23 protein-coding genes and 1 pseudogene are annotated in these 21782 nt (G+C 70.0%); 13 read left to right on the top strand and 11 right to left on the bottom strand.

Annotated features, from left to right (window positions below):
* Window positions 1-7: 7 nt before the first annotated feature.
* The gene (locus FXO23_RS33345; RefSeq protein ID WP_158889639.1) at window positions 8-1291 is read right to left on the bottom strand and encodes an extracellular solute-binding protein; all 1284 of its coding nucleotides are present in this window, start codon (window positions 1289-1291) and stop codon (window positions 8-10) included.
* 192 nt (window positions 1292-1483) lie between these two features.
* Here FXO23_RS33345 and FXO23_RS33340 point away from each other — a divergent pair, with 192 nt between their 5' ends.
* The 3 genes from FXO23_RS33340 to FXO23_RS33330 all read left to right on the top strand — a co-directional run bounded on the left by FXO23_RS33340 (window position 1484) and on the right by FXO23_RS33330 (window position 3517).
* Window positions 1484-2476: a hypothetical protein gene (locus FXO23_RS33340; RefSeq protein ID WP_246258183.1), complete on the top strand. Its 993-nt coding sequence runs from the start codon at window positions 1484-1486 to the stop codon at window positions 2474-2476.
* Window positions 2477-2585: 109 nt separating this feature from the next.
* Window positions 2586-2996 (top strand): SsgA family sporulation/cell division regulator, encoded by a 411-nt coding sequence (locus tag FXO23_RS33335; protein ID WP_158889637.1) that lies wholly within the window; start codon window positions 2586-2588, stop codon window positions 2994-2996.
* A 224-nt stretch (window positions 2997-3220) separates the two neighbouring features.
* Window positions 3221-3517, top strand: coding sequence for a hypothetical protein (locus tag FXO23_RS33330; protein WP_158889635.1), 297 nt, complete (start codon window positions 3221-3223; stop codon window positions 3515-3517).
* A 4-nt stretch (window positions 3518-3521) separates the two neighbouring features.
* Here FXO23_RS33330 and FXO23_RS33325 read toward each other — a convergent pair whose 3' ends face one another.
* Entirely contained in the window at window positions 3522-5570 is a 2049-nt protein-coding gene (locus FXO23_RS33325; RefSeq protein ID WP_158889633.1) for an ArnT family glycosyltransferase, read from the bottom strand.
* 174 nt (window positions 5571-5744) lie between these two features.
* Between FXO23_RS33325 and FXO23_RS33320 the strand changes: the two genes are divergently transcribed.
* The gene (locus FXO23_RS33320; protein ID WP_158889631.1) at window positions 5745-7154 is read left to right on the top strand and encodes a sensor histidine kinase; all 1410 of its coding nucleotides are present in this window, start codon (window positions 5745-5747) and stop codon (window positions 7152-7154) included.
* A gap of 19 nt (window positions 7155-7173) precedes the next feature.
* Here the strand turns inward: FXO23_RS33320 and FXO23_RS33315 are convergent, their stop codons facing one another.
* Window positions 7174-7659, bottom strand: coding sequence for a DinB family protein (locus FXO23_RS33315; RefSeq protein ID WP_158889629.1), 486 nt, complete (start codon window positions 7657-7659; stop codon window positions 7174-7176).
* 222 nt (window positions 7660-7881) lie between these two features.
* Here FXO23_RS33315 and FXO23_RS33310 point away from each other — a divergent pair, with 222 nt between their 5' ends.
* Entirely contained in the window at window positions 7882-8319 is a 438-nt protein-coding gene (locus FXO23_RS33310) for a GNAT family N-acetyltransferase (RefSeq protein WP_158889627.1), read from the top strand.
* Between the two features lie 42 nt (window positions 8320-8361).
* Here the strand turns inward: FXO23_RS33310 and FXO23_RS33305 are convergent, their stop codons facing one another.
* Window positions 8362-8919, bottom strand: a complete 558-nt coding sequence (locus tag FXO23_RS33305) for a snapalysin family zinc-dependent metalloprotease (protein WP_158889625.1) — start codon at window positions 8917-8919, stop codon at window positions 8362-8364.
* Window positions 8920-9305: 386 nt separating this feature from the next.
* Here FXO23_RS33305 and FXO23_RS33300 point away from each other — a divergent pair, with 386 nt between their 5' ends.
* Complete coding sequence (locus FXO23_RS33300; RefSeq protein WP_158889623.1) at window positions 9306-9608, top strand: HEAT repeat domain-containing protein; 303 nt, start codon at window positions 9306-9308, stop codon at window positions 9606-9608.
* On the opposite strand, the gene FXO23_RS33295 is transcribed toward FXO23_RS33300, so the two are convergent.
* Both FXO23_RS33295 and FXO23_RS33290 read right to left on the bottom strand, forming a co-directional pair.
* Entirely contained in the window at window positions 9590-10816 is a 1227-nt protein-coding gene (locus FXO23_RS33295) for a dipeptidase (protein ID WP_246258182.1), read from the bottom strand. The genes FXO23_RS33300 and FXO23_RS33295 overlap by 19 nt on opposite strands.
* 47 nt (window positions 10817-10863) lie before the next feature.
* Window positions 10864-11067 carry a DUF397 domain-containing protein gene (locus FXO23_RS33290; RefSeq protein WP_246258181.1) on the bottom strand — a complete coding sequence of 68 codons (204 nt, stop codon included), beginning with the start codon at window positions 11065-11067 and terminating at the stop codon, window positions 10864-10866.
* Window positions 11068-11240: 173 nt separating this feature from the next.
* Here FXO23_RS33290 and FXO23_RS33285 point away from each other — a divergent pair, with 173 nt between their 5' ends.
* Both FXO23_RS33285 and FXO23_RS33280 read left to right on the top strand, forming a co-directional pair.
* Window positions 11241-11963 carry a FadR/GntR family transcriptional regulator gene (locus FXO23_RS33285; protein ID WP_158889621.1) on the top strand — a complete coding sequence of 241 codons (723 nt, stop codon included), beginning with the start codon at window positions 11241-11243 and terminating at the stop codon, window positions 11961-11963.
* On the top strand, window positions 11960-12625 hold the full coding sequence (locus FXO23_RS33280) for a sterol desaturase family protein (RefSeq protein WP_158889619.1): 666 nt from the start codon (window positions 11960-11962) through the stop codon (window positions 12623-12625). The genes FXO23_RS33285 and FXO23_RS33280 overlap by 4 nt, the downstream gene beginning before the upstream one ends.
* Here the strand turns inward: FXO23_RS33280 and FXO23_RS33275 are convergent.
* From FXO23_RS33275 to FXO23_RS33255, 5 genes are all read right to left on the bottom strand, one after another.
* Complete coding sequence (locus FXO23_RS33275; RefSeq protein WP_246258180.1) at window positions 12594-13163, bottom strand: HD domain-containing protein; 570 nt, start codon at window positions 13161-13163, stop codon at window positions 12594-12596. The two genes, FXO23_RS33280 and FXO23_RS33275, sit on opposite strands and share 32 nt — an antisense overlap.
* 142 nt (window positions 13164-13305) lie before the next feature.
* Window positions 13306-14130 (bottom strand): LLM class flavin-dependent oxidoreductase, encoded by an 825-nt coding sequence (locus FXO23_RS33270; RefSeq protein WP_158889617.1) that lies wholly within the window; start codon window positions 14128-14130, stop codon window positions 13306-13308.
* A 29-nt stretch (window positions 14131-14159) separates the two neighbouring features.
* Window positions 14160-14762 (bottom strand): TetR/AcrR family transcriptional regulator, encoded by a 603-nt coding sequence (locus tag FXO23_RS33265; protein WP_158889615.1) that lies wholly within the window; start codon window positions 14760-14762, stop codon window positions 14160-14162.
* Between the two features lie 100 nt (window positions 14763-14862).
* Window positions 14863-16062 carry a cytochrome P450 gene (locus FXO23_RS33260; RefSeq protein WP_158889613.1) on the bottom strand — a complete coding sequence of 400 codons (1200 nt, stop codon included), beginning with the start codon at window positions 16060-16062 and terminating at the stop codon, window positions 14863-14865.
* A gap of 29 nt (window positions 16063-16091) precedes the next feature.
* Window positions 16092-16796: a TetR/AcrR family transcriptional regulator gene (locus FXO23_RS33255; protein ID WP_246258179.1), complete on the bottom strand. Its 705-nt coding sequence runs from the start codon at window positions 16794-16796 to the stop codon at window positions 16092-16094.
* A 131-nt stretch (window positions 16797-16927) separates the two neighbouring features.
* Here FXO23_RS33255 and FXO23_RS33250 point away from each other — a divergent pair, with 131 nt between their 5' ends.
* The 5 genes and pseudogenes from FXO23_RS33250 to FXO23_RS33230 all read left to right on the top strand — a co-directional run.
* Window positions 16928-19507 carry an FtsX-like permease family protein gene (locus FXO23_RS33250; RefSeq protein ID WP_158889611.1) on the top strand — a complete coding sequence of 860 codons (2580 nt, stop codon included), beginning with the start codon at window positions 16928-16930 and terminating at the stop codon, window positions 19505-19507.
* The gene (locus FXO23_RS33245; protein ID WP_158889609.1) at window positions 19500-20177 is read left to right on the top strand and encodes an ABC transporter ATP-binding protein; all 678 of its coding nucleotides are present in this window, start codon (window positions 19500-19502) and stop codon (window positions 20175-20177) included. Before FXO23_RS33250 ends, FXO23_RS33245 begins: the two co-directional genes overlap by 8 nt.
* On the top strand, window positions 20174-20839 hold the full coding sequence (locus tag FXO23_RS33240) for an ABC transporter ATP-binding protein (protein WP_158889607.1): 666 nt from the start codon (window positions 20174-20176) through the stop codon (window positions 20837-20839). The genes FXO23_RS33245 and FXO23_RS33240 overlap by 4 nt, the downstream gene beginning before the upstream one ends.
* 59 nt (window positions 20840-20898) lie before the next feature.
* Window positions 20899-21261 (top strand): VOC family protein, encoded by a 363-nt coding sequence (locus FXO23_RS33235; protein WP_246258178.1) that lies wholly within the window; start codon window positions 20899-20901, stop codon window positions 21259-21261.
* Between the two features lie 295 nt (window positions 21262-21556).
* A pseudogene (locus FXO23_RS33230) lies at window positions 21557-21782 on the top strand (13E12 repeat family protein); the annotation flags it as partial.

The raw sequence follows: 21782 nt of genomic DNA, 5'->3' as shown, positions 1-21782 counted from the left end.
GTCCACATCAGACGATCTGCGCCAGCGCCGCGTCGACCGCCTCTTCCGGTTCCTTGCTCAGCGAGGTGACCGAGGACAGCGCGATCTGCATCGCGCCGGAAACCTGCTGGTACTCCCGCCGCAGCGGGCGGACGCGCGCGTAGCGGCGCAGGTGCTCGCGGAACACCGGGGTGAACGCGTCGCCGTGGTAGTCGGGATGGTCGTAGACCGATTCCCGGGTCGGCAGGTAGCCGCCGAGCGTGCACCACTTCGCCATTCCCTCGTCGCCGGTGTAGGCGTCGAGGACGAGTTTCATGCTCTGCCGGACGACCTCCGGGTCCTCCGCGAACGAAGCCCAGGTCCAGCCGCCCGCGACGCACCGGTGGTTGTCCCCGGACCGGCTCGGCACCGGCGCGGCGCCCCACTCTCGCGCGAAATCGGCGCCCTTGACCAGGTTCTGCAGATCCGCGCCCTGCCAGCTGCCGCCGAGGAACATGGCCACATTCCCGGCGATCACGTCCGGGTTCACGTCGTCGTCGCCGCGCAGGGTGGAAATCCGTTGCGGGGTGATGCCCTCGGTGATCAACCGCCGGAGGAACCCCAGGCTGTCGATCATCGCCTGCCGTCCGGCGCCCGAGGCGAATCCGGCCGAGCCGTCGGCGTTGAGGATCTCGCCGCCCTGCGACCAGTACTGCGGCCACAGCGCGGTGTTCACGCTGTCCTCGGAACGGCTGCCGCAGAACAGGAAGTACTTGCCCCGCGCCGCCGTCCGGCGGCCCACGGAGATCACCTCGTCCCAGGACGCGGGCGGTTTCGGCACCAGATCCCGGCGGTAGTACAGCACGCGGACGTCGGTGTTGAACTGCACGGCCCGCGGCTCGCCCGTCCCGGCGGTCATCACCTCGCGGAACTGCGGGAACCAGTCGTCCAGCCGCAGCCCGGCGCGCCGCAGCGGATCGGTCAGACCCTTGGCGTAGCGCGCGAAACGGGGGAAGACGTACGAGTCGACCTGGCCGACCTCGGGGGCCCGGCCCTGCGACGCCTGCAACAGCAGTTTCGCCATCGCCGCGTTGATGTCGTTGCTGCTGACCTCGGGCAGGGGCTCCCAGCCGGTGGCACGCCGGTATTCCGCCAGCCGCGCGCGGATGTAGTCGACGCGTTCCGGGGAAGGCGCCTGCAGCGAATAGGTGGGAATCATCTGCCAGCGGAAGCTTCTCGGCGGGCGCTCGGTCCCGCAGGCGCCGAGACTCACTGCCCCGGCGGCGGCCAATCCCAGCAGGCGCCTGCGGCTCACCGCCCTGCGTTCGGACACAACGCCCTCCCGAACCCGTCTGACAACGTTGTCAAAAGCCCTCGGCGTGCACTTGTGAGCGATTCACGTGACTCCCCGACAGTAGCCCGCCTTCCCACCACGGAGAACCCCAGAAACTTCAAACAGCCGGTAGCGAATAGTCGGTGCCGACTGATAGCTTGCGATCATCGACCGGCAACGAAGGGACGAACCTTGCCCGCAGAACGGAACGGACTGGTTTTCGGTATCTACCCGGGCGGAGCCGCCGGGGACGACAGCGGCGGGCTGGCCACCGGGGCGCCGGACGACCCGCACCGGATTTCCGCCGCCCTGGACCGGCTGCAGGGACGCTCCGGCCGGCCGTTCCTGGTGCGCGCCTACGTCAGCTTCACCGACGCCACCCCGCTCGGCGAACCACATCCGACCGCGACCCCGGCCGACGCGGCCCGATACACCGGCGACGGCCGGGCGCTGGATCTGGTGGCGCAGTACCAGTCCGCCTCCGGGAACGTCACCGGTTACTGCGCGTTCCTGCGCGAACTCGTGGCGCAGTACGGCGCGGTCACCAGCACGCTACAGGTGACCGAAGAACCGAACATGACCGATCAGCCGACGCTGGACGGCTACTACCCCGCGGTCGCCGAGGCGCTCGTCGCCGGGGTCTCGGCGGCCAAGGCGCACGCGCGCCGGCTCGGGCACGACCACCTGCGGATCGGCTTCAACACCACCCCGCTGTTCGGCCCCGCCACCTCCTTCGTCGCCGAACTGACCCGCCGGGGCGGGCCCGGTTTCGTCGCCGATCTGGACTACGTGGGCCTGGATTTCTTCCCCGACGTGTTCCGGCCGCTCGCCGCGGCCGAGCTGCCCGGCGCGGTCGAAGGACTGCTGGGCCACCACCGCGACGCGGTGCTGGGTTCCGCGGGGCTCGGTGACGTGCCGCTGCACGTCACCGAGCACGGCTGGCCCACCGGCCCCGGTCGCCCGCCGGCACGGCAGGCGGAGGTCGTCGACACCGTGATCCGCGTCATCGCCGCGAACGCGTCCCGGCTGCGGATCGGCGGGTACACGCACTTCACGCTGCGCGACGCCGACAGCGCGAATCCGGACCCGTTCCACCAGTTCGGCCTCACCGCCGACGACTACTCCCCCAAACCCGCCTTCGACACCTACCGTGTCCTCATCGACGAGTTTTCCGGCGGGCACTGAGACGCGGGTCACCACCTTTCGCGTGATCCGAGGGCTTTTCGGATTTCTTCGGGGGCCCGGGAGCGTTATCTGGGAAAACGGGGTCCGCACAGCCCGCGGGAGGAACACGATGGATACCGAGCACAACACCGTCCAGACAACCCTGGGCTTCGCGCTGCGCACCTTCGGGGCGGGGCCGCTCCCCGTGCTGGTCGACCTGATCTACGACACCCGGGACCCCTTCGCCGTGGTCGCCGCGTTCCATTCCGGCCGGGGCACCGTGCACTGGATCTTCGCCCGGGACCTGCTCGCCGACGGCCTGCTCGGCCCCACCGGCGAAGGCGACCTGCGCATCAGCCCCGCCACGGATCCCGCACTGGTCCTGGTGGAGTTGACCACCCCGGACGGGGCCGCCGTACTGGAGGCCCCGGCGCAGGAACTCGCGGAGTTCCTCGACCGCACCTACCAGGAGGTGCCGGTCGGCGAAGAGCACGAGTGGTTCGACTTCGACACGGAACTCGCCAAACTCGCCGAATACTGACCGGAACGCCTGGCGAGCGCCCCGCATCGTGCGTGAGCCACGGCGGAGCATGTTCACCACCTCCTCCGCCCCCGCTCGCCCCGAATTAACCTGGATGGAATTCCGCTCACCAGAATTCCGCGGTGCGTGCCGTGGCGTTCGTGGTTACGTTCGCGTAGTCGGGAGTTCGAAGGGGCGGTTTTCCGGGATCGGCCTGTGCAGAGGCGCACTGGGGTGAACGTGGCATGGTGAAGGACCAGGTTTCGGAGAAGGAAGCCTTGACCGCGGTGCGCATGCTCGTCGCCGCCGGGTTTCTCTCGGTGCCGATCGGCGATCCGGAAGACCTGCACATGCTCCTGTTCATCCGCGAGTGGGCCGATGTCCGGGACGCGGTGAAGGTGTACGACGTGGCGGAAGCCGAAGCCGTGCGGATCGTGCAGGGCCGGATCGTGAACGAGGCTTCCGGGACCACCCAGGACGTGGTGGACGCCGTCCTGGGCTGGTCCTCCCTGATCACCGCGACCGGCTTCGAATTCCGTTAGCTCCTCAGCCGCATCGGTACAGCGTGTTGCCACCGCTCATCGGGGTGCTGTCCGTCCCGCCGGTGGCCGTCCCGCCGTACTCGCTGGGATCGACCACCGAACAGTTCCGCTCGACCCACGCCTGACGTTGCCCCTGGGCCTCGCCACCGCCGAGCATGTTCCTCCCCTTCCCCGCGGGGTTGCCGAGGACGTACTTCAGCTTCCCCGCGCGCACCCACCGCTCGAGCTGGTCGGGCGTGGGATCGCGGTCCCCACCCATGAATCCGCCCATGCCGAGCACCACCGCATCGGACCGCATGGCGTACCAGGCCGCGGCCTGGGCGCCGTTGATCGCCAGCGCGATCTCGGCCCCACCGCGGTTCCGTTCGACGTAGTCGAGAATCCGCCGCTGCTGCTCGGTCCCCTCCGGCGAGGTTCCACTGGGGCCACCCGTCATGATGACGATGCCGCCGGGGAGGCTCTGGGCCTGCGGGCCGTTGGCGGGCGGCCCGGCGGACGGCATCCCGGAAACGTTGTCGATCGCGGCCGCGGCCGACCACAGCCCGGGGGTGAACAGGAGCGACACGAGCCCGGCGACGAACGCGGCTCGACCGAAGGTGCGGCGCCGGGCCGGGGAAATCCGCCCGAAGGCCAGCCCGGCGAGGGCGAGCACGGCCAGCGCGAGCACGGCCCAGCGGGCCCAGCCGTGCCACGACGGATCCCGCGACACCAGGACGAACGCCCAGGCCGCGGTGAGCGCGATGGCCGCGGGCAGGAGAACCCAGGTGACCGGTTCGCGGCGGTAGTGGCGCCACAGCAGGGCGAGTCCGGCGGCGGACAGGGCGGCGACGGCCGGGGCCAGCATCGTCGTGTAGTAGGCGTGCCAGATGCCCTGGGCGAAGCTGAACACGAACGCGGTGACCAGCAGCCAGCCGCCCCACAGGAACCAGCCCCCGCGCTCGGCCGGATTGCCGGGAAGTTTGGCGATGATCCGCCGGATTCCCAGCACCGCCACGACGACGAGCACGAACAACGACAGCGGCAGCAGCCAGGAGATCTGGCCGCCGACGGTGGCGTCGAACATCCGGGTCAGCCCGGGGTCCTGGCCGTGCATCGCCGGCCCCCCGCCGGTCATCTGCATGCCGTCGGGCATACCCGGGTTCTGCGCCGGTGGTCCTCCGGGGCCGGGCTGCGGACCCCCGGGGCCCACCCGCGCGCCGCCGGTGGGTCCGCCCTGACCGAAGACCCGGCCCAGCCCGTTGTAGCCGAAGACCAGGTCCCAGGCGGAGCCGTCCTTGCTGCCGCTGACGAACGGCGCTCCCCCGGGCCACAAGTCGTGCACCGCGACCCACCAGAACGAGGAGCCGCACAGCACGACCGCGGCGCCGAGCAGGTCGAGGATCCGCCGTTTGATCGGCGCGGCGGTCCCGGCGAGGAACGCGAGCGCGAAAGCGGGCACCACGATCCACGCCTGGAGCATCTTGGTGAGGAACCCGCAGCCGACGAAGAACGCGCACCAGAACAGCCAGGTGGTCCGCCCGCGGGCGGTGGGCGCCTGGATCGACCGGGTCACCGCGTAGGCGCCCGCGATCAGGAGCAGGACGAGCAGGGTGTCCGGGTTGGTGTTCCGGTTGATCGCCACCGTGATCGGGGTGATCGTCAGGATCAGCGCGGCGAGCAGCGCGACGTTCTCCCCCGCCCAGCGCCGCACCGTGCGGTGCAGCAGGAAGACCGCGGCCACGCCTTCGATCGCCTGCGGCAGCAGCAGCGCCCAGCCGTGGTAGCCGAAGATCCACACCGAGATCACCTGGGGCCACAGCGCCATCGGCGGTTTGTCCACAGTGGAGAAACCGATGGCGTCGAAGGAGCCGAACAGGAAGTTCGTGAAGCTGTGCGACATCGATTTCACGGCGGCCGAATAGTATGCGTTGCCCATCTGCCCGGCGCCGATTTTCCACACGTACAGCGCTCCGGCCGCGAGGCAGATCGCCGGCAATGCCCAGCTCCGCCACCGGTACGCGCCGCGCGCGGTGGCCGGGGCCGACGTGACCGCCCCCGATGTGGCCGTCGTCATGTGCATTCTTCCCTTTCGTGGTGAGGAAACCTCCGGAAAGCGTGTCCGGTCGCCGGTGAGAGAAGCCTGGGCGCAAACTGAGAAGATCGTGAGAGAAGCGCCGCCGCGGGTATTCCGGTAGTAGTGTCGCATTCCGAAACCGTTCACCCGGGTACACAATGGACGGACGAATCGATGCGTTCGCGTTACCGCCGCTCGCCGCGGGCCAGGCGGCTCCTGCTACGCAGCCGGATCGCCCTCACCACGGCCTGCATCGTCGCCACCGCGATCATGAGCATCAGCGCCGTCACCTGGTTCGCGACCCGGTACAACCTGCGGGCGCAGCTGGACCAAACCTTGCTCCGGCAGCCGATCCCGCGCGTGTTCCAGGCGACGGAGGGCTCGCGCAAACCACCCCAGCCGGCCGAACTGACGTTCCTCTGCGACACCACCGATCCGGCCGGGGCGATGCTGCAGTTCCTGCAGGGGATCGAGCTCCTGCGTGCCGACGGCAGTTCCTGCACCCCGCCCGGTATCGACCCGGTGCGCGCCATCCCCGAGGATCGCGCCGTCACCGCGGTCACGTTGCGCGACGGTGAAACCGAATCCGGCGAGCCGGTGCGGATCACCCTGCGCCCGCTCGGGAACGGTGACGTACTGGCCATCTGGCGCGGCACCACCGCCATCGACGACACGCTGACCGGGCTGGCCAACATCCTGGTCGTGCTGTGCTTCCTCGGCGTCACCGCCGCGGCGATCACCGGACTGCTGCTGGCCCGCCGCTCGCTCGCGCCGATGGAACGGTTGACGATGACCGCCGAGCACATCGCCCGCACCGACGACCTGGAAACCACGGTGGAGGTCACCGGACAGGACGAGGTCGGCCGGCTCGGCCGGGCGTTCACCGCGATGACCTCGGCCCTGCGGGAATCCCGGACGCGGCAGCACCAGCTCGTCACCGACGCCGCCCACGAGTTGCGCACCCCGCTCACCAGCCTGCGCACGAACGTGGATCTGCTGGTCCGCAGCGAACGCAGCGGCCGCGCCATCCCGGCCGACCGGCGGGCCACGGTCCTCGACCGGCTCCAGGCGCAGGCCGGGGAATTCAGCGATCTGATCGGCGAACTGGTCGAACTGGCCCGGGACGGAACCGAGCTGGCGCGCGACGAGGTGCGCGTGCGGACCGTGATCGACCGGGCCGTGCGGCGCGCGTCCAGCCGGGCACCGGATCACGTCTTCGACATCGTCGTCACGCCGTGGTGCACCGTCGGGGACGCCGTGGCCCTGGAACGCACGGTGCTGAACCTGCTCGACAACGCGGTCAAATTCGCCCCGGCCGGATCCGTGGTCGCCGTCCGGTCCGGCCCGGGCTGGCTCACCGTCGCCGATCAGGGGCCCGGGATCCCGGAGCAGCACCGGGAGCAGGCGTTCGAACGGTTCTGGCGCGCCCCGGGCGCCCGCGCGCTCCCCGGCTCCGGGCTCGGACTCGCCATCGTCGCCAACACCGTGGCCGCCCACGGCGGCACCGTCCGCTGCGTCGACCCGCCGCAGGGGCGCGGGACCTGCGTGCGGATCGAACTCCCGGCCGTCCCCGACCTCGAGTGAGGGTTCGGGGCGGGCGGGATCATCGGCCGGTCACGCCGTCGAGTTGTTCGCGCAGAATGTCGGCGTGGCCGGCGTGCCGCCCGGTCTCCTCGATCATGTGCGCCACGATGACGCGCAGCGGGTCCCGCAAGTCCTCGCCCGGGTTGGCGATCCTGGACATCGTGGCGAGGTCGGGGCACGCGCGCACGATCTCGTCGCTCCGGGCGCACGCCGCGCGGTAGGCGGCCACGACCTCGTCACGGGTGACCCCGGCGGGCACCGCCATGGACTCGTCGATGACTCGGTCCTCACCGAGGAACACCCGCTCGAACCAGTGCACTTCCATCGCGGTGAGGTGCTGGACGAGGCCGAGGAGGTTGGTCCCGGACGGCACACCGGGCGCGCGCACCTGCTCCTCGGTCAGTCCCTCGGTGGTCCGGACCACCGCGTTCCGCATCTTGTCGAGGTAGTGCAGCAGCACCTCGCGTTCGGACCGCATCCACGGCAGTTCCGGCTCGTCGCCCATATCGCGGAGCGTAGGCCGTCGATCCCCGGCGCCGCACCCGCATTTGGAGGCGTCGTCGCTTTTCCCGCAACGTCCGGGGGTTCGAGAAATGAGTTCGCACAGCAACACGGTCCATTCACGACGTCTAAGTGGCCTTTCGGATCATGTGACGGTTGGCCATTTCACAAGGCCACTCATGAGGACAGTCTCGAGCGCGAAGAAGCTCACCCGGAGGAGACGCTCGTGATCGAGATCGGCCCGCTGCGCCCCGAAGACCGTGCGGACTGGGAGGTCCTGGCCCGTGGCTACAAGGCCTTCTACCGCACCCCGTTGCCCGATGACGCCTACCACCACACCTGGGACAGGCTCATGACCGGAGACGGTGTGCACGGCCTGGCCGCGCGCTCGGGCGGGCGGGCGGTCGGCATCGCGCACTACCTGTTCCACACCATGGTCTGGCTCGGCGAAGGCTGCTACCTGCAGGACCTGTTCGTCGCCGAGGAGGCGCGCGGGCAGGGCGCGGCCCGCGCGCTGATCGAGCGCGTGGCGTCGCTGGCCCGCGAGCGCGGGGCGTCCCGGCTCTACTGGACGACCCAGCAGGACAACGCCCGGGCCCGGCTCCTCTACGACAAGGTCGCCAGCTTCAACGGTTTCATCCGCTACGACCGCCCGCTGGCGTAGGGCGCCCCGGGCACGTCGGTGTGCCCGGGGCGCCGGTGGCGGTCAGAACACGAAGCAGTCCGCGTAGGCGGCCTGCCGGGTGTCGACCGCGAGAACGCCGCCACCCGCGTTCCGCCTGACCTGCTCCGCCTCGGTGGCGTGCGGCGTGGTGCTCTTGCACGAGGTCGGCGAACTGTGACCGGACATCAGGTAGTCGCAGCGCCCGTTCCGGTTGTCGGGCAGCCCGAGGATGTGCCCGAGTTCGTGCGCCGCGATCCGCGGTGGGTAGAACCCGTCGTTGACCGCTTGCCGTCCCATGTAGACGGTGCCGCGGCCGAACCCGGCGGGAATGGCCCGCGGCCAGCCGTCGTCGGCGTACACCCGGACCGTCGCCTGGCTCCCGGTCGCGGGTTTGAGCACGATCGTCGGCACCGCCTTGTTCCACGCCTCGGCGCCCTCGTCGACGGCCGCCCTGAACTCCTGCGCCTGACTGGCGTCGTAGTAGATCGTGCGAACCGCGACCGGTGCCGCCGCCGAAGACGGAGCGCCGACCAGCGCTGGGATCAGGAACGCCAGCCCGAACAGGGTGACCAATGTGGTCGCGGCTTTCCGGAAGAACATCGTGCCTCCTTGGGGATTTCGACCGGGAAGTGAGGCGCTCCGGAGACGTGACCAGTGTCCTGAGGCGCGTCTGCCCCGACCACCGCCGAAAGTAGGCTTTGGGCCGCGAAACATACGGAAACCGCATTTCGAACGGATATGTCATTCCACATGGCATTCCGGTCGAAACGTTCGTTCTCCGAACAGGAAACGGGACCGGCGAATCCACTTCGGACGTGACCGTCCGGCGAACGCCGTTTCACCACATCGTGTAGTAGACACGCACAAGCTCGCAAGGCTAAGACTGCCAAGGGTTTCCCGGACGGGTGGCGCGGGGCCGGTTCACTCCGCGCATCCTGGCGGCGGCTAGGGTGCCGGGAACGATCGGGAGCAGCTTGGAGGCAGCGATGGACACCGGCGACGAGGACACGGCCGCGGACGAGGCATCCACCGCACCGGATCCCCTCGTCGCGCGGTGGGCCGAGGCGGCTACCGTCGACGACATCCTGCTCCCCCTGCTGGACGACGAGTCGCCGTACGTCCGCTGCACCGCCGCGACCTACCTGCTCCGGTACGGGATGGCCGAACGGGCCGTGGCGGTCCTGGAGGAGATCGCCGGAGACGACGCCCTGGGCGCGGCCGCGTCGACCGCGGACACGGCGCTGTCGTCCTGGAAGTCGCGGCAGGAGGACTACGCCGAAGCCACCTGATCCTGGCCGTCGAGCTGTTCGAGGGTGGCGATCGACGGCCGCTCGGTCCGGCGCAGCTCCCCGGCCACGCGTTCGGCCTCCCGCAGCACGCGGACCGCGTTGCCCCAGGTCAGTTTGGCGAGGTCCGCCGCGGACCAGCCGCGGCCGAGGAGTTCGGCGATCAGGTTGGGATACCCGGAGACGTCGTCGAGCCCGGCCGGGGTGAAGGCCGTGCCGTCGAAATCGCCGCCGAGGCCGAGGTGGTCGATTCCCGCGACGGCGCGCATGTGGTCCAGGTGGTCGGCCACCGTCGCCGCCGTCGCGACCGGTCGTGGCCGGGCGGCCTCGAACGCCCGGTGCACCTCCATCGCGGCGGGCGTGGTGTCCAGCGGGTGCAGGCCGTGTGCCCGCATGTTCTCGTCGGCGGCCTGGGTCCAGGCCACGGCTTCGGGGAGCACGAACTTGGGCACGAAGGTCGCCATCGCCACGCCTCCGTTGGCGCGCAACGATTCCAGCACGTCGTCCGGGATGTTGCGCGGGTGGTCGCAGACCGCGCGGGCCGAGGAGTGCGAGAAGATCACCGGAGCGCGGCTGGTCCGCAGCGCGGCCCGCATGGTGTCCGCGGAGACGTGCGAGAGATCCACCAGCATGCCCAGCCGGTTCATCTCGCGCACCACCTCCTCGCCGAACCGGGTCAGGCCGCCCGCGGCGGGGCGGTCGGTGGCCGAATCCGCCCAGGGGACGTTGTCGTTGTGGGTGAGGGTCAGGTACCGCACGCCGAGCGCGTACAGCGCCCGCAGCGTGGCCAGCGAACACGCGATGGAGTGCCCGCCCTCGGCGCCCATCAGGGACGCGATCCGCCCCTGCGCCCGCGCGGCCTCCACCTCGTCGGCCGTGCACGTGAGACGCAGTTCCCCGGGGTAGCGATCCGCCAGCGCCCGCACGCAGTCGATCTGCTCGAGCGTCGCGCTCACCGCGCGATCTCCCTGGTAGTCAGCGGGCACGAAAACCGACCAGAACTGCGCGCCGACGCCGCCCGCGCGCAGGCGCGCGAGGTCGGTGTGCTGGTACGCCGACTGATCGGCGGCGAGATCGCGCCGGTCCACGTCGTAGCCCACCTGAGTCCGCAACGCCCAGGCCAGATCGTTGTGGCCGTCGACCACCGGATGCTCGGCGAGCAGCGCACGGGCACGTGCCAGCAGTTCGGGGTCCGCGTGATCAGTCAGCACGGTCCCAGCCTGCTGACTGGTTCCGGAATCGGCAACCGCCGCGGGACTCAGCCCGCCTTGAGCCCCTCGACGAACGCCCTGAACGCCCGCCGGGTGAACACCAGCACCGGCCGCGCATGCGCGGGGATCCCGGCTTGTTTGGTGTCCCGGACGCCGATCAGGTCCCTCGTGGCGCCGACCTCCACACACGCGTTTTCCTCGTAGTGGGTGTAGCTGCTGGTACGCCAGTCGATCATGACGGAGTGCCACATGTTCATGACTGTGCCTTTCCCCGGTTTTGATCTGGATTTGATCTCAACCTGACTGTGCCGGGGTCCGGGGCAGCGCCCAAACAGAGTAGCGGTTGACGGCCGATTGCGGATCACCGAATTTGAACTGGTCTGGCCACTTGACCTCTGGCCGCCAGGTATCTAGCCTCCTGGCCATGGCGCTGAAACGGGTGGCACGCCGGTCGGTTCCCGACGAGGTGTTCGAGCAGGTCCTCGCCGACGTGGTCGGCGGTGAGCTCGTGCCGGGTGAGACCCTGCCCGCCGAACGGCGGCTCGCCGAGGTGCTCGGTGTGTCCCGGCCCGCGGTCCGCGAGGCGCTGCAACGGATGGCGCATGCCGGGCTGGTCGAGGTGCGCCAGGGCGGGGCGACCACCGTCCGCGACTTCCGGCGCCATGCGGGCCTGGATCTGCTGCCGAGCCTGCTGTTCCGCGGCGGCGAACCGGATCTCGCGGTCGTGCGCAGCGTGCTGGAGGCGCGCTTGATCATCGGGCCGGAGGTCGCCGCCCTGGCCGCGGAACGCGCGAACGCGCGTCTGGGACCGCTGCTGCGCGACGCGGTGGCCGCGCTGAAGGCGGAGCAGGATCCGGTAGCCCGGCAACGCGCCGCGATCGCGTTCTGGGACCACGTCGTCGACGGCGCGGACTCGATCGTGTTCCGCCTCCTGTTCAACGGCCTGCGCGAGGCGTACGAACCCGCCCTCGACGCGCTGGCCGGGATCATGGCGGCCGAGGTCAACCGGGTGAACGCCTATCGCGCGCTCACCGACGCCATCACCGCGCGGAACCCCACGCTCGCCAAACGCGCCGCCGAGGATCTGCTGGCCCCGGCCACCACCGAATTTCTCAAGGCCATCGAACGCCTGGAGGAGGATTCATGAACCACCCCGGAGCCCGCCGCACGCAACTCCCGCTCATCGAGGCCGCCCGCGTTTTCTGGCGCTACCCGTCGCCCTGGCTGATCGCCACGCTGCTCACCGCCGCGGTGGTCGCCCGCGTGCTGATCGGCGACTGGCGGTGGACCGATGCCCTGGTGCCGGTGATCATGCTCGCCGTGTTCCCGTTCTTCGAATGGATCGTGCACGTCTGCGTGCTGCATTGGCGGCCGCGTCGGCTGGGACGACTGACCGTCGATTCGCTGCTCGCCCGGAAACACCGCGAGCACCACGCCGATCCCCGCGATGTGCCGTTGGTGTTCATTCCCTGGCAGACGCATCTCTGGCTGTTGCCGGCCGTCACCGCGCTCGCGCTGCTCGCCTTCCCCCGCCTCGGTCTCGGCCTCACCTTCCTGGTGTTCCTCGGCCTGCTCGGCCTCGGCTACGAATGGACGCACTACCTCGTGCACAGTGACTACAAGCCGCGCACGTGGGCGTTCCGCGCGGTCTGGCGCAACCACCGGTTGCACCATTTCAAGAACGAGCACTACTGGTTCAGCGTCACCAGTTCCGGTACCAGCGACCGGGTCCTGGGCACCTACCCGGATCCGGCACGCGTCCCCAGTTCCCCCACGGTCAAGGCGCTGCACGCCCGCGAGGCGGGATGATTCCGGCTTCGGACAGGCGTTTCCGGGTTTTCCAGGCGACGGCCATCCGTTCCCGGGCGGTGGCCAGGCGGATGCGGCACTTGGGATCGTCCCGGCCGTAGCGCGCGCAGACTTCGCGGATGCGCTCGGCGACGGTCATGGACTGGCCGTCCGGGCCGGTGGTGAAATCGCAGTACCACAACGCGTCGCGCACCGGTGTCCGTTCGTCGGCGAACTCGGCGAGTTCCCCGGTCAGGCCAACGGCTTCCGCGTCGGCCGCAGCCAGGGAATGGTGGGCGACCAGGCCGACCAACCGCGGCGGCGCCCCGAGCGCCCGCAGGTACCGCGCGCCGTCGAGCGGATGGAAACCGGTGTCCACGATCCCGGGCGCATAGCCGATGTCGTGCAAATAGGCCGCGGCGACCAGGAGATCGCCGTCCGGTTCGAAGGCGCGGCGGATCCGGTGCGCTCGGGCCGCCACCGCGTCCACGTGACGCCACCGGCGCGGCAACGCCCCGAGGAGGTGCTCCTGCGCCAGCGCGCGAGCCCAGGTCCGCACGACACGCACTCCTGTCGTGTCGAAAGGCAGAGCTGTTCACGCTAGTGCCGGTGGGTTTCCGGCAAGGGAGCGCACGGTGGCGCCGCGGTGGCCGGAAGGCAACGGCTCGGCCGCGTTCACCCCATCCGCGCGGGCGGTGTTCTCACCGGCCGCGCAGGAGTTCGACGACCGGAGCGAACTCTTCCAGGTACAGCGCGTTGACGGTGACGTAGGAGTAGCCGAACACATCGCGGCGGCGCTGGATTTCGTCGGCCATCTCTCGCGGCGTTCCGCGGAGCAGGTACAAGGAATCGGCCTCGATCAGAGCGCCCAGGTCGTCCCCGACCAACGGCGCGATGTGGGGTGGGATGGAATCGCCGATGGCGGGGACGTTCAGGTTGTATTCGATCTGGTCGGCGCGCTCCCCCGCCGCCTCCGCGATCTCGGCGAACATCTGCTTGACGTCCTGCCTGGGGGCGAGCGGGCTGTGGGCCAAGGTGACGATGTCGGCGAGCTGACCGGCCAGGGCTCGTGCCCGGGGGCCACCGGCGGCGATCATCACCGGAGTCCGGGCCGTCTCCAGTCGGCGCAGGTCTTCCACGGTGCGCCGGACCAGTTCCAGGCGCTGCGCGGGCGTGGTCACCGGCACGCCGATCTCGTCCACCGCGGCCTGGTTCATCCAGGGGTTCCCGGTGCCGATGCCGAGTTCGAACCGGTGATCGGTCAACGTGGCCAGGCTGTGCGCCTCCCACGCGGTCGTCCGGGGCGGGCGCACCGTACTCGCCAGGACGAACGTGCCCACGCGCAACGTGGTGGTGACGGTGGCCGCCACCGCCACGGCCGGCAGCGGTGCGAGCAGCTGCAGCCCGTCCGGCATCAACAAAGTCGAGTAGCCGAGTTCCTCGGCCCGGCGCGCAACGGCACGCCACTGAGCCCCGGTGTACTCCGGTTCCGCGATCACGCCGAAGCGGAAACGCCGATCCACCATTCCTGAGATCCTCTCCTGTGCTCCATGAACTATTTGGCGAGCAAGGCATCCAGTTGCGCGAATGCGGCGCCCGCCGCGTCCGGCGCCAGCTGAACGCCTTTGACCACCGCGATCACCAGTTCCACCGTCCCCTCCGCACCCACGCGACGCGACCACACACCGCGCGCGTCCCCCGCGGCCAGCAAATCGCCCAACGACCGCCGCCAGTTGGCCTCGTGCTGTTCCAGCACCGCCCGGACCACCGGATCGCGGCGAGCACGCAGGTCGAGCTCGGCGGTCACCACGAACACCTCCGGCGAGTCCGCCAGCAACTCGCGCAAATGCCTCAGGTATCCCCGCAAGGACTCCAGCGGACCGGCGCCCGCCGGCGGCGTGGCCGCGAACTGGCCGATCGCGTATTCGGCAACCCCGGCGACGATGTCCTTCTTCCCCGGAAAGTGGTGGTGCAGCGTCGAATGATCGATCCCGACATCCTCGGCGATCTGGCGCAGGCGCAACCCCTCGAAGCCCACGTCGGCCACCTGACGAAACGCGGCACGGACGATCTCCGCCCGCCGGTCGGCACGCTCCACCATCACCCTCCCAACCAAGTGGTTGGTGGAGAGTGTGGCACACCTCGGCCAGACCGGCAACAGTCGTGCGTGGACAGGCCGGTTGGAACCGGTCCAAACAGTCACACCCCCAAGAAGCGGCGGCCCTTGTCGGCAGGGTGCGAACCCCTTCTGTTTCCGGTCAGGCGAGCAGCAACGGGAGTTTGCTGACCCCGGTCATGTTCGGGCTGTCGATGAACTCCGGCGGGCGCTCCGGATCGGTGCGCAGGGCCGGATACCGGTCCAGCAGGATGTTCAGCGCGATCCGCCCTTCCAGCCGGGCCAGCGGTGCGCCGAGGCAGAAGTGCACCCCGCGCCCGAAGCCGACCTGCGGGTTCGGGTCCCGGCACGGATCGAAGGTGTGCGGATCGGCGAACTGGCGCGGATCCCGGTTCGCGGCCGCGATCCACAGCAGCAGCATCTGGTCCGCGGGCACCGCCACGCCGCCGAGTTCGACATCCCGGTTGGTGACCCGGGCGAGCGTGGCGAACGGGCTGAGGAAGCGGAGCGATTCTTCGATCGCACCCGGCACCGTCGACCGGTCCGCCCGGACGCGCGCGAGTTGTCCGGGATGCGCGTCCAGGCAGAGCACCGTGTTGCCCAGCAGCATCGTGGTGGTGATGTGCCCGGCGACCAGCAGCAGGGCCGCGAAGTTCACGATCTGGTTGGCGGTGAGCCGTTCACCGTCCACTTCGGACTCGACGAGCTTGGTGAGCAGGTCCTCGCGCGGATGCCGCCTGCGGTCCGCGGCGTGCTCGCCGAGGTAATCGGTCAGCAGCTTCCGTTGTTCCCGGGAAACCGCGAGCTTGGCCTTCTGCGCTTCGCTCTGTTCGGTCAGGGAGAAATCCTTGGAGGCCTCGATCATCTTGTCGACCCACTGCTTGAACAGGTTCCGGTCGGAGCCGGGCACGCCCAGCAGTTCCGCGATGACGATGACCGGCAACGGGTAGGCGAGGTCGGCCACCAGGTCGATCCGTGTCCCGTCGGCCGCGTCGAGCAGTTCCCGGGTCAGCGCGGCGATCCGCGGTTCGAGGTCCGCGACGACCTTCGGGGTGAAGGCATGGCTGACCAGTTTGCGCAATTTGTTGTGTTCGGGCGGGTCCAGCCGGATGAGGTTTCCCTCGGCGGTCTCGTCCTTGTCGGGTGCGATCGATTCGGGCACCACGCGGCCGGTGTCCGAGGAGAACGTGGCCGGATCGCTGAGGATCTCGATCGTTTCGGGATAGCCGTACACGTTCCACATCCCTTGCTCGGGAGCGAACTGGACGGGTTCTCCGGGAGTTTCGCCGCGCAGCCAGAACTGCGATTCGGAAACGCCCCAGTTATCGGCGAGCATGGTCATGTGCTGCCCCTTCGCTTGGGAGCCGGAGATCAGGCCGGCCCCGGTGCCGGATCATGCGGGTAGATCCATTTTTGGTAGCCCGCGGCCGTTTCCTCGAAGATCGCGATGAGTTCGGCCGCGGTCGCGGCCACCGCCTCGGCAGGGGGCTCGGTGGCCGGTTCGAAGGCATGCCGGATGGTGTGCGCGAGCGCGTCGGCCTCGGCCTCCGGTTCGAGACCGCCCTCCCCCACGTGGAGACCACCGGCCAGGTGGAAACCGACTTCGGTGGCCTCCATCGCGTACGCGAGGTTCGGGATGTCGTCCCGCACCAGGCCGTTGCGGGTCATCAACTCGTAGAACTGTTCCTTCGCCACCAGATCGTGCCCGTGCAGGGGGTGGTCGAGCAGCCTGCCGAGCAGCTCGCGATCCCCGGCGATCAACGCCGTCACCAACGGCCTTCGGTGCGCGGCGAGGAACGAGGCGCGGAAGAAGCGGTGCGGGACGATCTCGGCGGGGTCCGCGCGCACCCGGTCCACGAGTTCGGCGAGGAGCGTGCTGAACTCGCGCAGCATCAGCGCCTCGAACAGCTGCTCCTTGGTGCGCCAATGCAGGTAGATCGTGCCCTTCCCGATATCGGCCTGCCGCGCGATGTCCTCGATGGTCACTTTCCGGTAGCCCAGGCGCACCAGCAGCGCGCCCGCGGCGTCGAGGATCCGATCGGCTCGGCCGACGGGATAGTTCCGGTTCTCCGGCACGACAGGCCCCTTGTCTGACGTGTTGACCAGTTTTGCCATTCTGGTCAACTGGTCACTTCGACGGTAGCGCCGGCCCTGTTCGACGCGCAAGAGGTTCGCCGACCGGTTCGGGCGAGATAGTCTCGGTGCCCATGGGGGTGCACTGGGGAAAGTTCTCGCTCGGCGGTCCGGTCCTGCGCGCGGCTCCGCGGGCGGCGCTCGCCAGCCCGCTGACGCTCGTCGCGGCGGCGGTGACCGCACTGCTGTCCGGTTTTCTCGCGGTGGCCGCCGTGCTCACCGCCTCGGCGTCCGGTGGCGCGGCCGCCCAGTACCAGGCGGGAACGGTCTGCCCGGACGGCTTCGGGCCGACCTTCACCATGACACCCGCATCGATCACGGCCGCCCCCGCGCTGATCGCGACGATCGAACGGCAGGCCGCCGCGCACGGATTCGCCGCCCCGACGATCGGCTTGTATGCGGGCGGACGCTACGAAATCACGTACCAGGGCGTCGCGTACTCCTTCAACCTGTCCTACCGCGACGGCGATACGGACAACCTCGCTCTGCTGCGCGGTGATCGGGGCAGCGGTCTCTGGATCAACTCGGAAGTCGCCGACTACGCGCGGCTGCCGCTGCCCCTGACCGGCACGTTCGGCGGCGCCGCACTGCCACCGGTGACCGGGGTGTACCGCGACCTCTACACCCCGGTGCCGCCGTGGTGGTGCTCCCAGGGCACCCTGGCCGCGCACAGCGGCGTGGCGGACAAGCGCTTCCACACCCTGTTCGCGACCGACCGGGCGAGCTTCACCGAGGCGGCGACCCGGCTGGGCGCGCGGTCGCTGAGCTTCAGCGCGACGTTCCCCGAACCGGTTCCGCGCACGCTCGGGGCGGCGCAGGACACCCTCGAGCGGTCGAAGGCGCTGGTGGCCGCCGTGCGCGCGGACCTCGACCGGCAAGGGCTGGCCGGGGGCCTGACCGCCGCCGTCCCCTTCGAACGCTCGGTGGGGATCGCCCGGCAGGCGCAGGAGAACGTGGCGTTCTCGATCATGCCGTTGTCCGTGTTGAGCGTGCTGGTCGGCTGCGCGGGGATCGGGACGATCGGGTTGCAGTGGTACCACCGGCGGCACGCGCAACTGCGACTGCTTTCCGCGCGCGGCAGTTCCCCCGCCGCGCTGGGCGCCCTCGCGGTCGCCGAACTCGCGCTCCCGGTGCTGATCGGCGGGGCTGCCGGAGCCGTGCTGGCCGGTCTGTCGCTCGGGGTCTACGGCCCGCCCGGCGGGGTCGATCCGCCCGCCGCGTTCGCCGCGGCCGGAATCGCCGCGGCGGTCCTGGTGGTGTCCCTGCTGCTACCGGCCGGGGTGGTGGCCGTGCGGTCGCACCGGGATTTCCAGCTCGGCCGGACCCGTCCCCGGCGCACCCGTCGGCGGCTGCTCGCGCTGTTCCCGTGGGAACTGGTCACCGCCGGGCTGGCGGTGCTCGGCTGGACCCGGCTCACCGGCGCCCGCGGCAGCCCTTTGCCCGGAGTGGACCCGATCGCGCTGACCTACCCGGTGTGCGTGGTGCTCACCGCGGGACTGCTCGCGGCGCGGGTGGTCTGGCTGCTGTTGCGGGTTTCGCACCGGGCCCGGTTCTGGTCCCGCCCGGCCCTGCAACTCGCGATCCGCAGGCTGGCCAGTGCCCGCGCCCCGGTGACCGGGGTGCTGGTGATCGGCGTCCTCGCGATCGGGACGCTGGCCACCGGGGACGGCATCGCCGCCGGGCAGCGGCAGGCGCTCGAGGAGAAGTCCGGTTTGTTCGTCGGCGCCAACACCAAGGTCGACACGGAGACCAAGCTCGGCACCGGAGCCGTTCCGCTGCCCGCCGAACTGCGCGGGAACAGCAGCCTGGTCGGCGAGATCACCGGGACCGGAAGCGTGGTGCTGGTGGTCGACCCGGCCACCTTCGCCACCGCCGCCTGGCTCGGTGACCTGACGCCCGAGCGGGCGAACGAACTGCTGCACCGGCTCGATGTCCGAAGTGGACCCGGGCTGCCCGCGATCCGGATCGGCCACACCGACGCGCAAAGCCTCGCGCTGCCCGGTTTGCCGGATGCGGTGCCGATCGCCGATCTGCCGGTGTTCCCCCTGATCGGCGGCAAGCCCGGCTATGTGATCTCCCGCAGTTCACTCACCCCGGAACAACTGGCGGCGGTTCCCCGCTGGAGCGTGCTGTCCGGCGCCTCGCTCGAGACGACCTCGCACGCGCTCACCGCGTTGGGCCTGGCCGTGCACAATCCGCTCAGCAAGGCGACCGCGCTCGACGCGCTACCGTTCTACGTCGTGGAGTGGACGTTCTCCTATGTCCGGGTGCTGGGCGTCGTGCTCGGGGTGGTCGCGGTGCTCGGCCTGCTCGTCGCGGTCGAACTCCGCAGGCGGCAGAACGCGCTCGCCGGTGCGCTGGTGCTGCGCATGGGGATGAGCGGCAAGGCGATGCTGGGCAGCCATCTGCTCGAACTGGGTGCGCTGGCCGGATTCGCCGTGCTGATCGGGGTGGTCTGCGGGACGGGCGTCGCGGCGGTCTCCGCGCCCCGGTTCGACCCCGCCACCTGGCTGGCCCCGCGATCCACGCCGCCGGATGCCACGCCGTTCGTCCTCGGCGTGCTCGGTATCGGCCTGCTGGTCGTCGTGCTGGCCGGCTGGCTCGCGGTGCGCTCGGTGCGCACCACCCGGACCGCGGAGTTGTTGCGTGCCTGACGAGATGATCTTCCGGCTCAGCGGGGTCGGGGTCGACTACCCGACCGCCGCGGGCACGGTGCCCGGCATCCGGGACGTGACCCTCGACGTGCCGCGCGCCGGGATGACGGTGTTCGCCGGGCCCTCGGGTTCGGGCAAGTCGACCCTGTTGCGCGTGCTGGCGCTGGTCGAGCCGCCCACCCGGGGCGAGATCCGGTTCCGCGGCCGGGAAACCGGTCCGCTGCGGCACGCCGAACGCCGCGCCCTGCGCCGCGAACACCTCGGCCTGGTGTTCCAGAACCCGCCGGACAACCTGCTCCCCCACCTCACAGTCGCGGACAACCTGGTGGCCGCGGCGCGATCCGCCCGCCGGACCTGCCGGCCCGCCGAGATCCTCGACCGGCTCGGGCTGCCCGGAACCGGCGCCTGGCCGATCGCCGCGTTGTCCGGCGGCCAGCAGCAACGGCTGGCGTTCGGCTGCGCGCTCGCCCGCGGGTGCTCGGTGATCCTGGCCGACGAACCGACCTCGCAGCTCGACCGGGCGTCCGCGGATCTGGTGCTGGAGACGCTGCGGGAGCTGGTGGCCCAGGAGTTCGCGGTGCTCGTCGCGTCCCACGACGATCGGCTGATCGGCCTGGGAACCAGGGTCGCGCGGCTGCGCGGCGGCGCGCTGGCCGGAGTCGAACGGTGAACCGGCCGATCCTGCGCGCGATCGGCCTGCGGCGCCGGTTCGCGCATCCCAGCGGAGCCGTCGACGTCCTGCGCGGCCTGGAACTCTCGGTCTCCAGCGGTGAACTGGTCACGCTGTTCGGCCGGTCCGGTTCGGGCAAGAGCCTGCTGCTGGCGCTGCTGGGCGGATTCGACACCCCGGATTCGGGCAGCGTACTGCTCAACGGGGTGCCGATCGCCGGCGCGCCGCCTTGGCACACCTGCGCGGTCCTCCCCCAGGCACTCGGCCTCGCGGGTGAACTGACCATCGCGGAGAACGTGGCCCTGCCGCTCCGGCTCGCGGTGGACGGCAATCGCCCGGGCGAACGGGAAATCCGCGCGCGGGTCGGCGAACTGCTGGCCGGGCTCGGCATCGACGGGCTCGGCGACCGGTATCCGCCGGAGGTCTCGTTCGGTCAGCAACAGCGCGCGGCGCTGGCCCGCGCGGTGAGCGGGCGGCCGAAGGTGCTGCTCACCGACGAACCGACCGCACACCTCGACCCGGGAAGCACACCCGCCGTGCTGGACCTGCTGCGCCGGTGTGCCGACGAGGGCGCCGCGGTCCTCGTCGCGACGCACGACGACGCGGTCCACCGGGTCGCCGATCGCCGTATCCACCTGCTCGACGGCGTGCTCAGCGGTTGATCCGGATTTCCCGCGATCTTGATTCTCGCTAGGCTCGGCCTATGGCGGTGGCTCATTTGGTGGCAGTGTCGTTGGATTGCGCGGATCCCACCGCACTGGCGGAGTTCTGGTCCGAACTCCTCGACGGTCAGATCGTGATGCGCAAGGACGAGGTCGTCGCGGTGAAGATCGAACGAATGCTGCTGGTGATGATCCAGGTGCCGGACCACCGGCCGCCTTCCTGGCCCGGCAACGAGGTTCCCAAGCAGATCCACCTCGAACTCGATGTGCAGGACCTGGACGCGGCGGAGGCCGAGGCCCTTCGCCTCGGCGCGCGGCGGGCCGATACCCAGCCCGGGCCGGACAAGTGGCGTGTGTTCTTCGATCCCGCAGGACACCCCTTCTGCTTCACCACGCAGATTCCGCGGGCGGCTCTCGAGTGATCCGGTGGCCGGTGGCGGTGCGGTGAGTTGCGCGTTCGGGTAAGCGAATTGCACGTTCGGGGCGGTGAGTTGCACGTTCGGGGCGGTGAGTGGTTGCCGTTTCTTGGAGTTGGGTTGGGTTTCAGGCACGCCTTCGGCGCGCCGTGGGAAACTGTCGCTCCTCGGGTCGGTTCGCGTTGTTGGTCACCAGCGACAGTTCCCCACGGAATGAGCACGTTCGGTTACGTTGGTTTCTGTGCCCGATTCACCCATTCGAGAAAGGTGTCGATCTTCCGTTTTCGATAAACTAGGAGACGTGGAAACAAATACCAGACTTGCGGACCTGAAAGACATTATTCAATCGGAGGGGGAGGTGATCGCGCAGGCGCAGGCTCGGCAGTTGAGAGCCATTGCGGAACTGGACAACCTGCAAGGAAGATCCCGGGGTGTGCCCGTCGAAGTCGCGTGGACGCTGAAGCTGACCGAGCATAAGGCGGCGAGGAAGGTGGTGCTTGCGCGGACGCTCACCACGCGGCTGCCCG

The organism is Amycolatopsis anabasis, from assembly GCF_009765355.1.
Classification (GTDB): domain Bacteria; phylum Actinomycetota; class Actinomycetes; order Mycobacteriales; family Pseudonocardiaceae; genus Amycolatopsis; species Amycolatopsis anabasis.
Note: the sequence above shows the minus strand (reverse complement) of the source record. Positions and strands in the feature narration are given on the sequence as shown.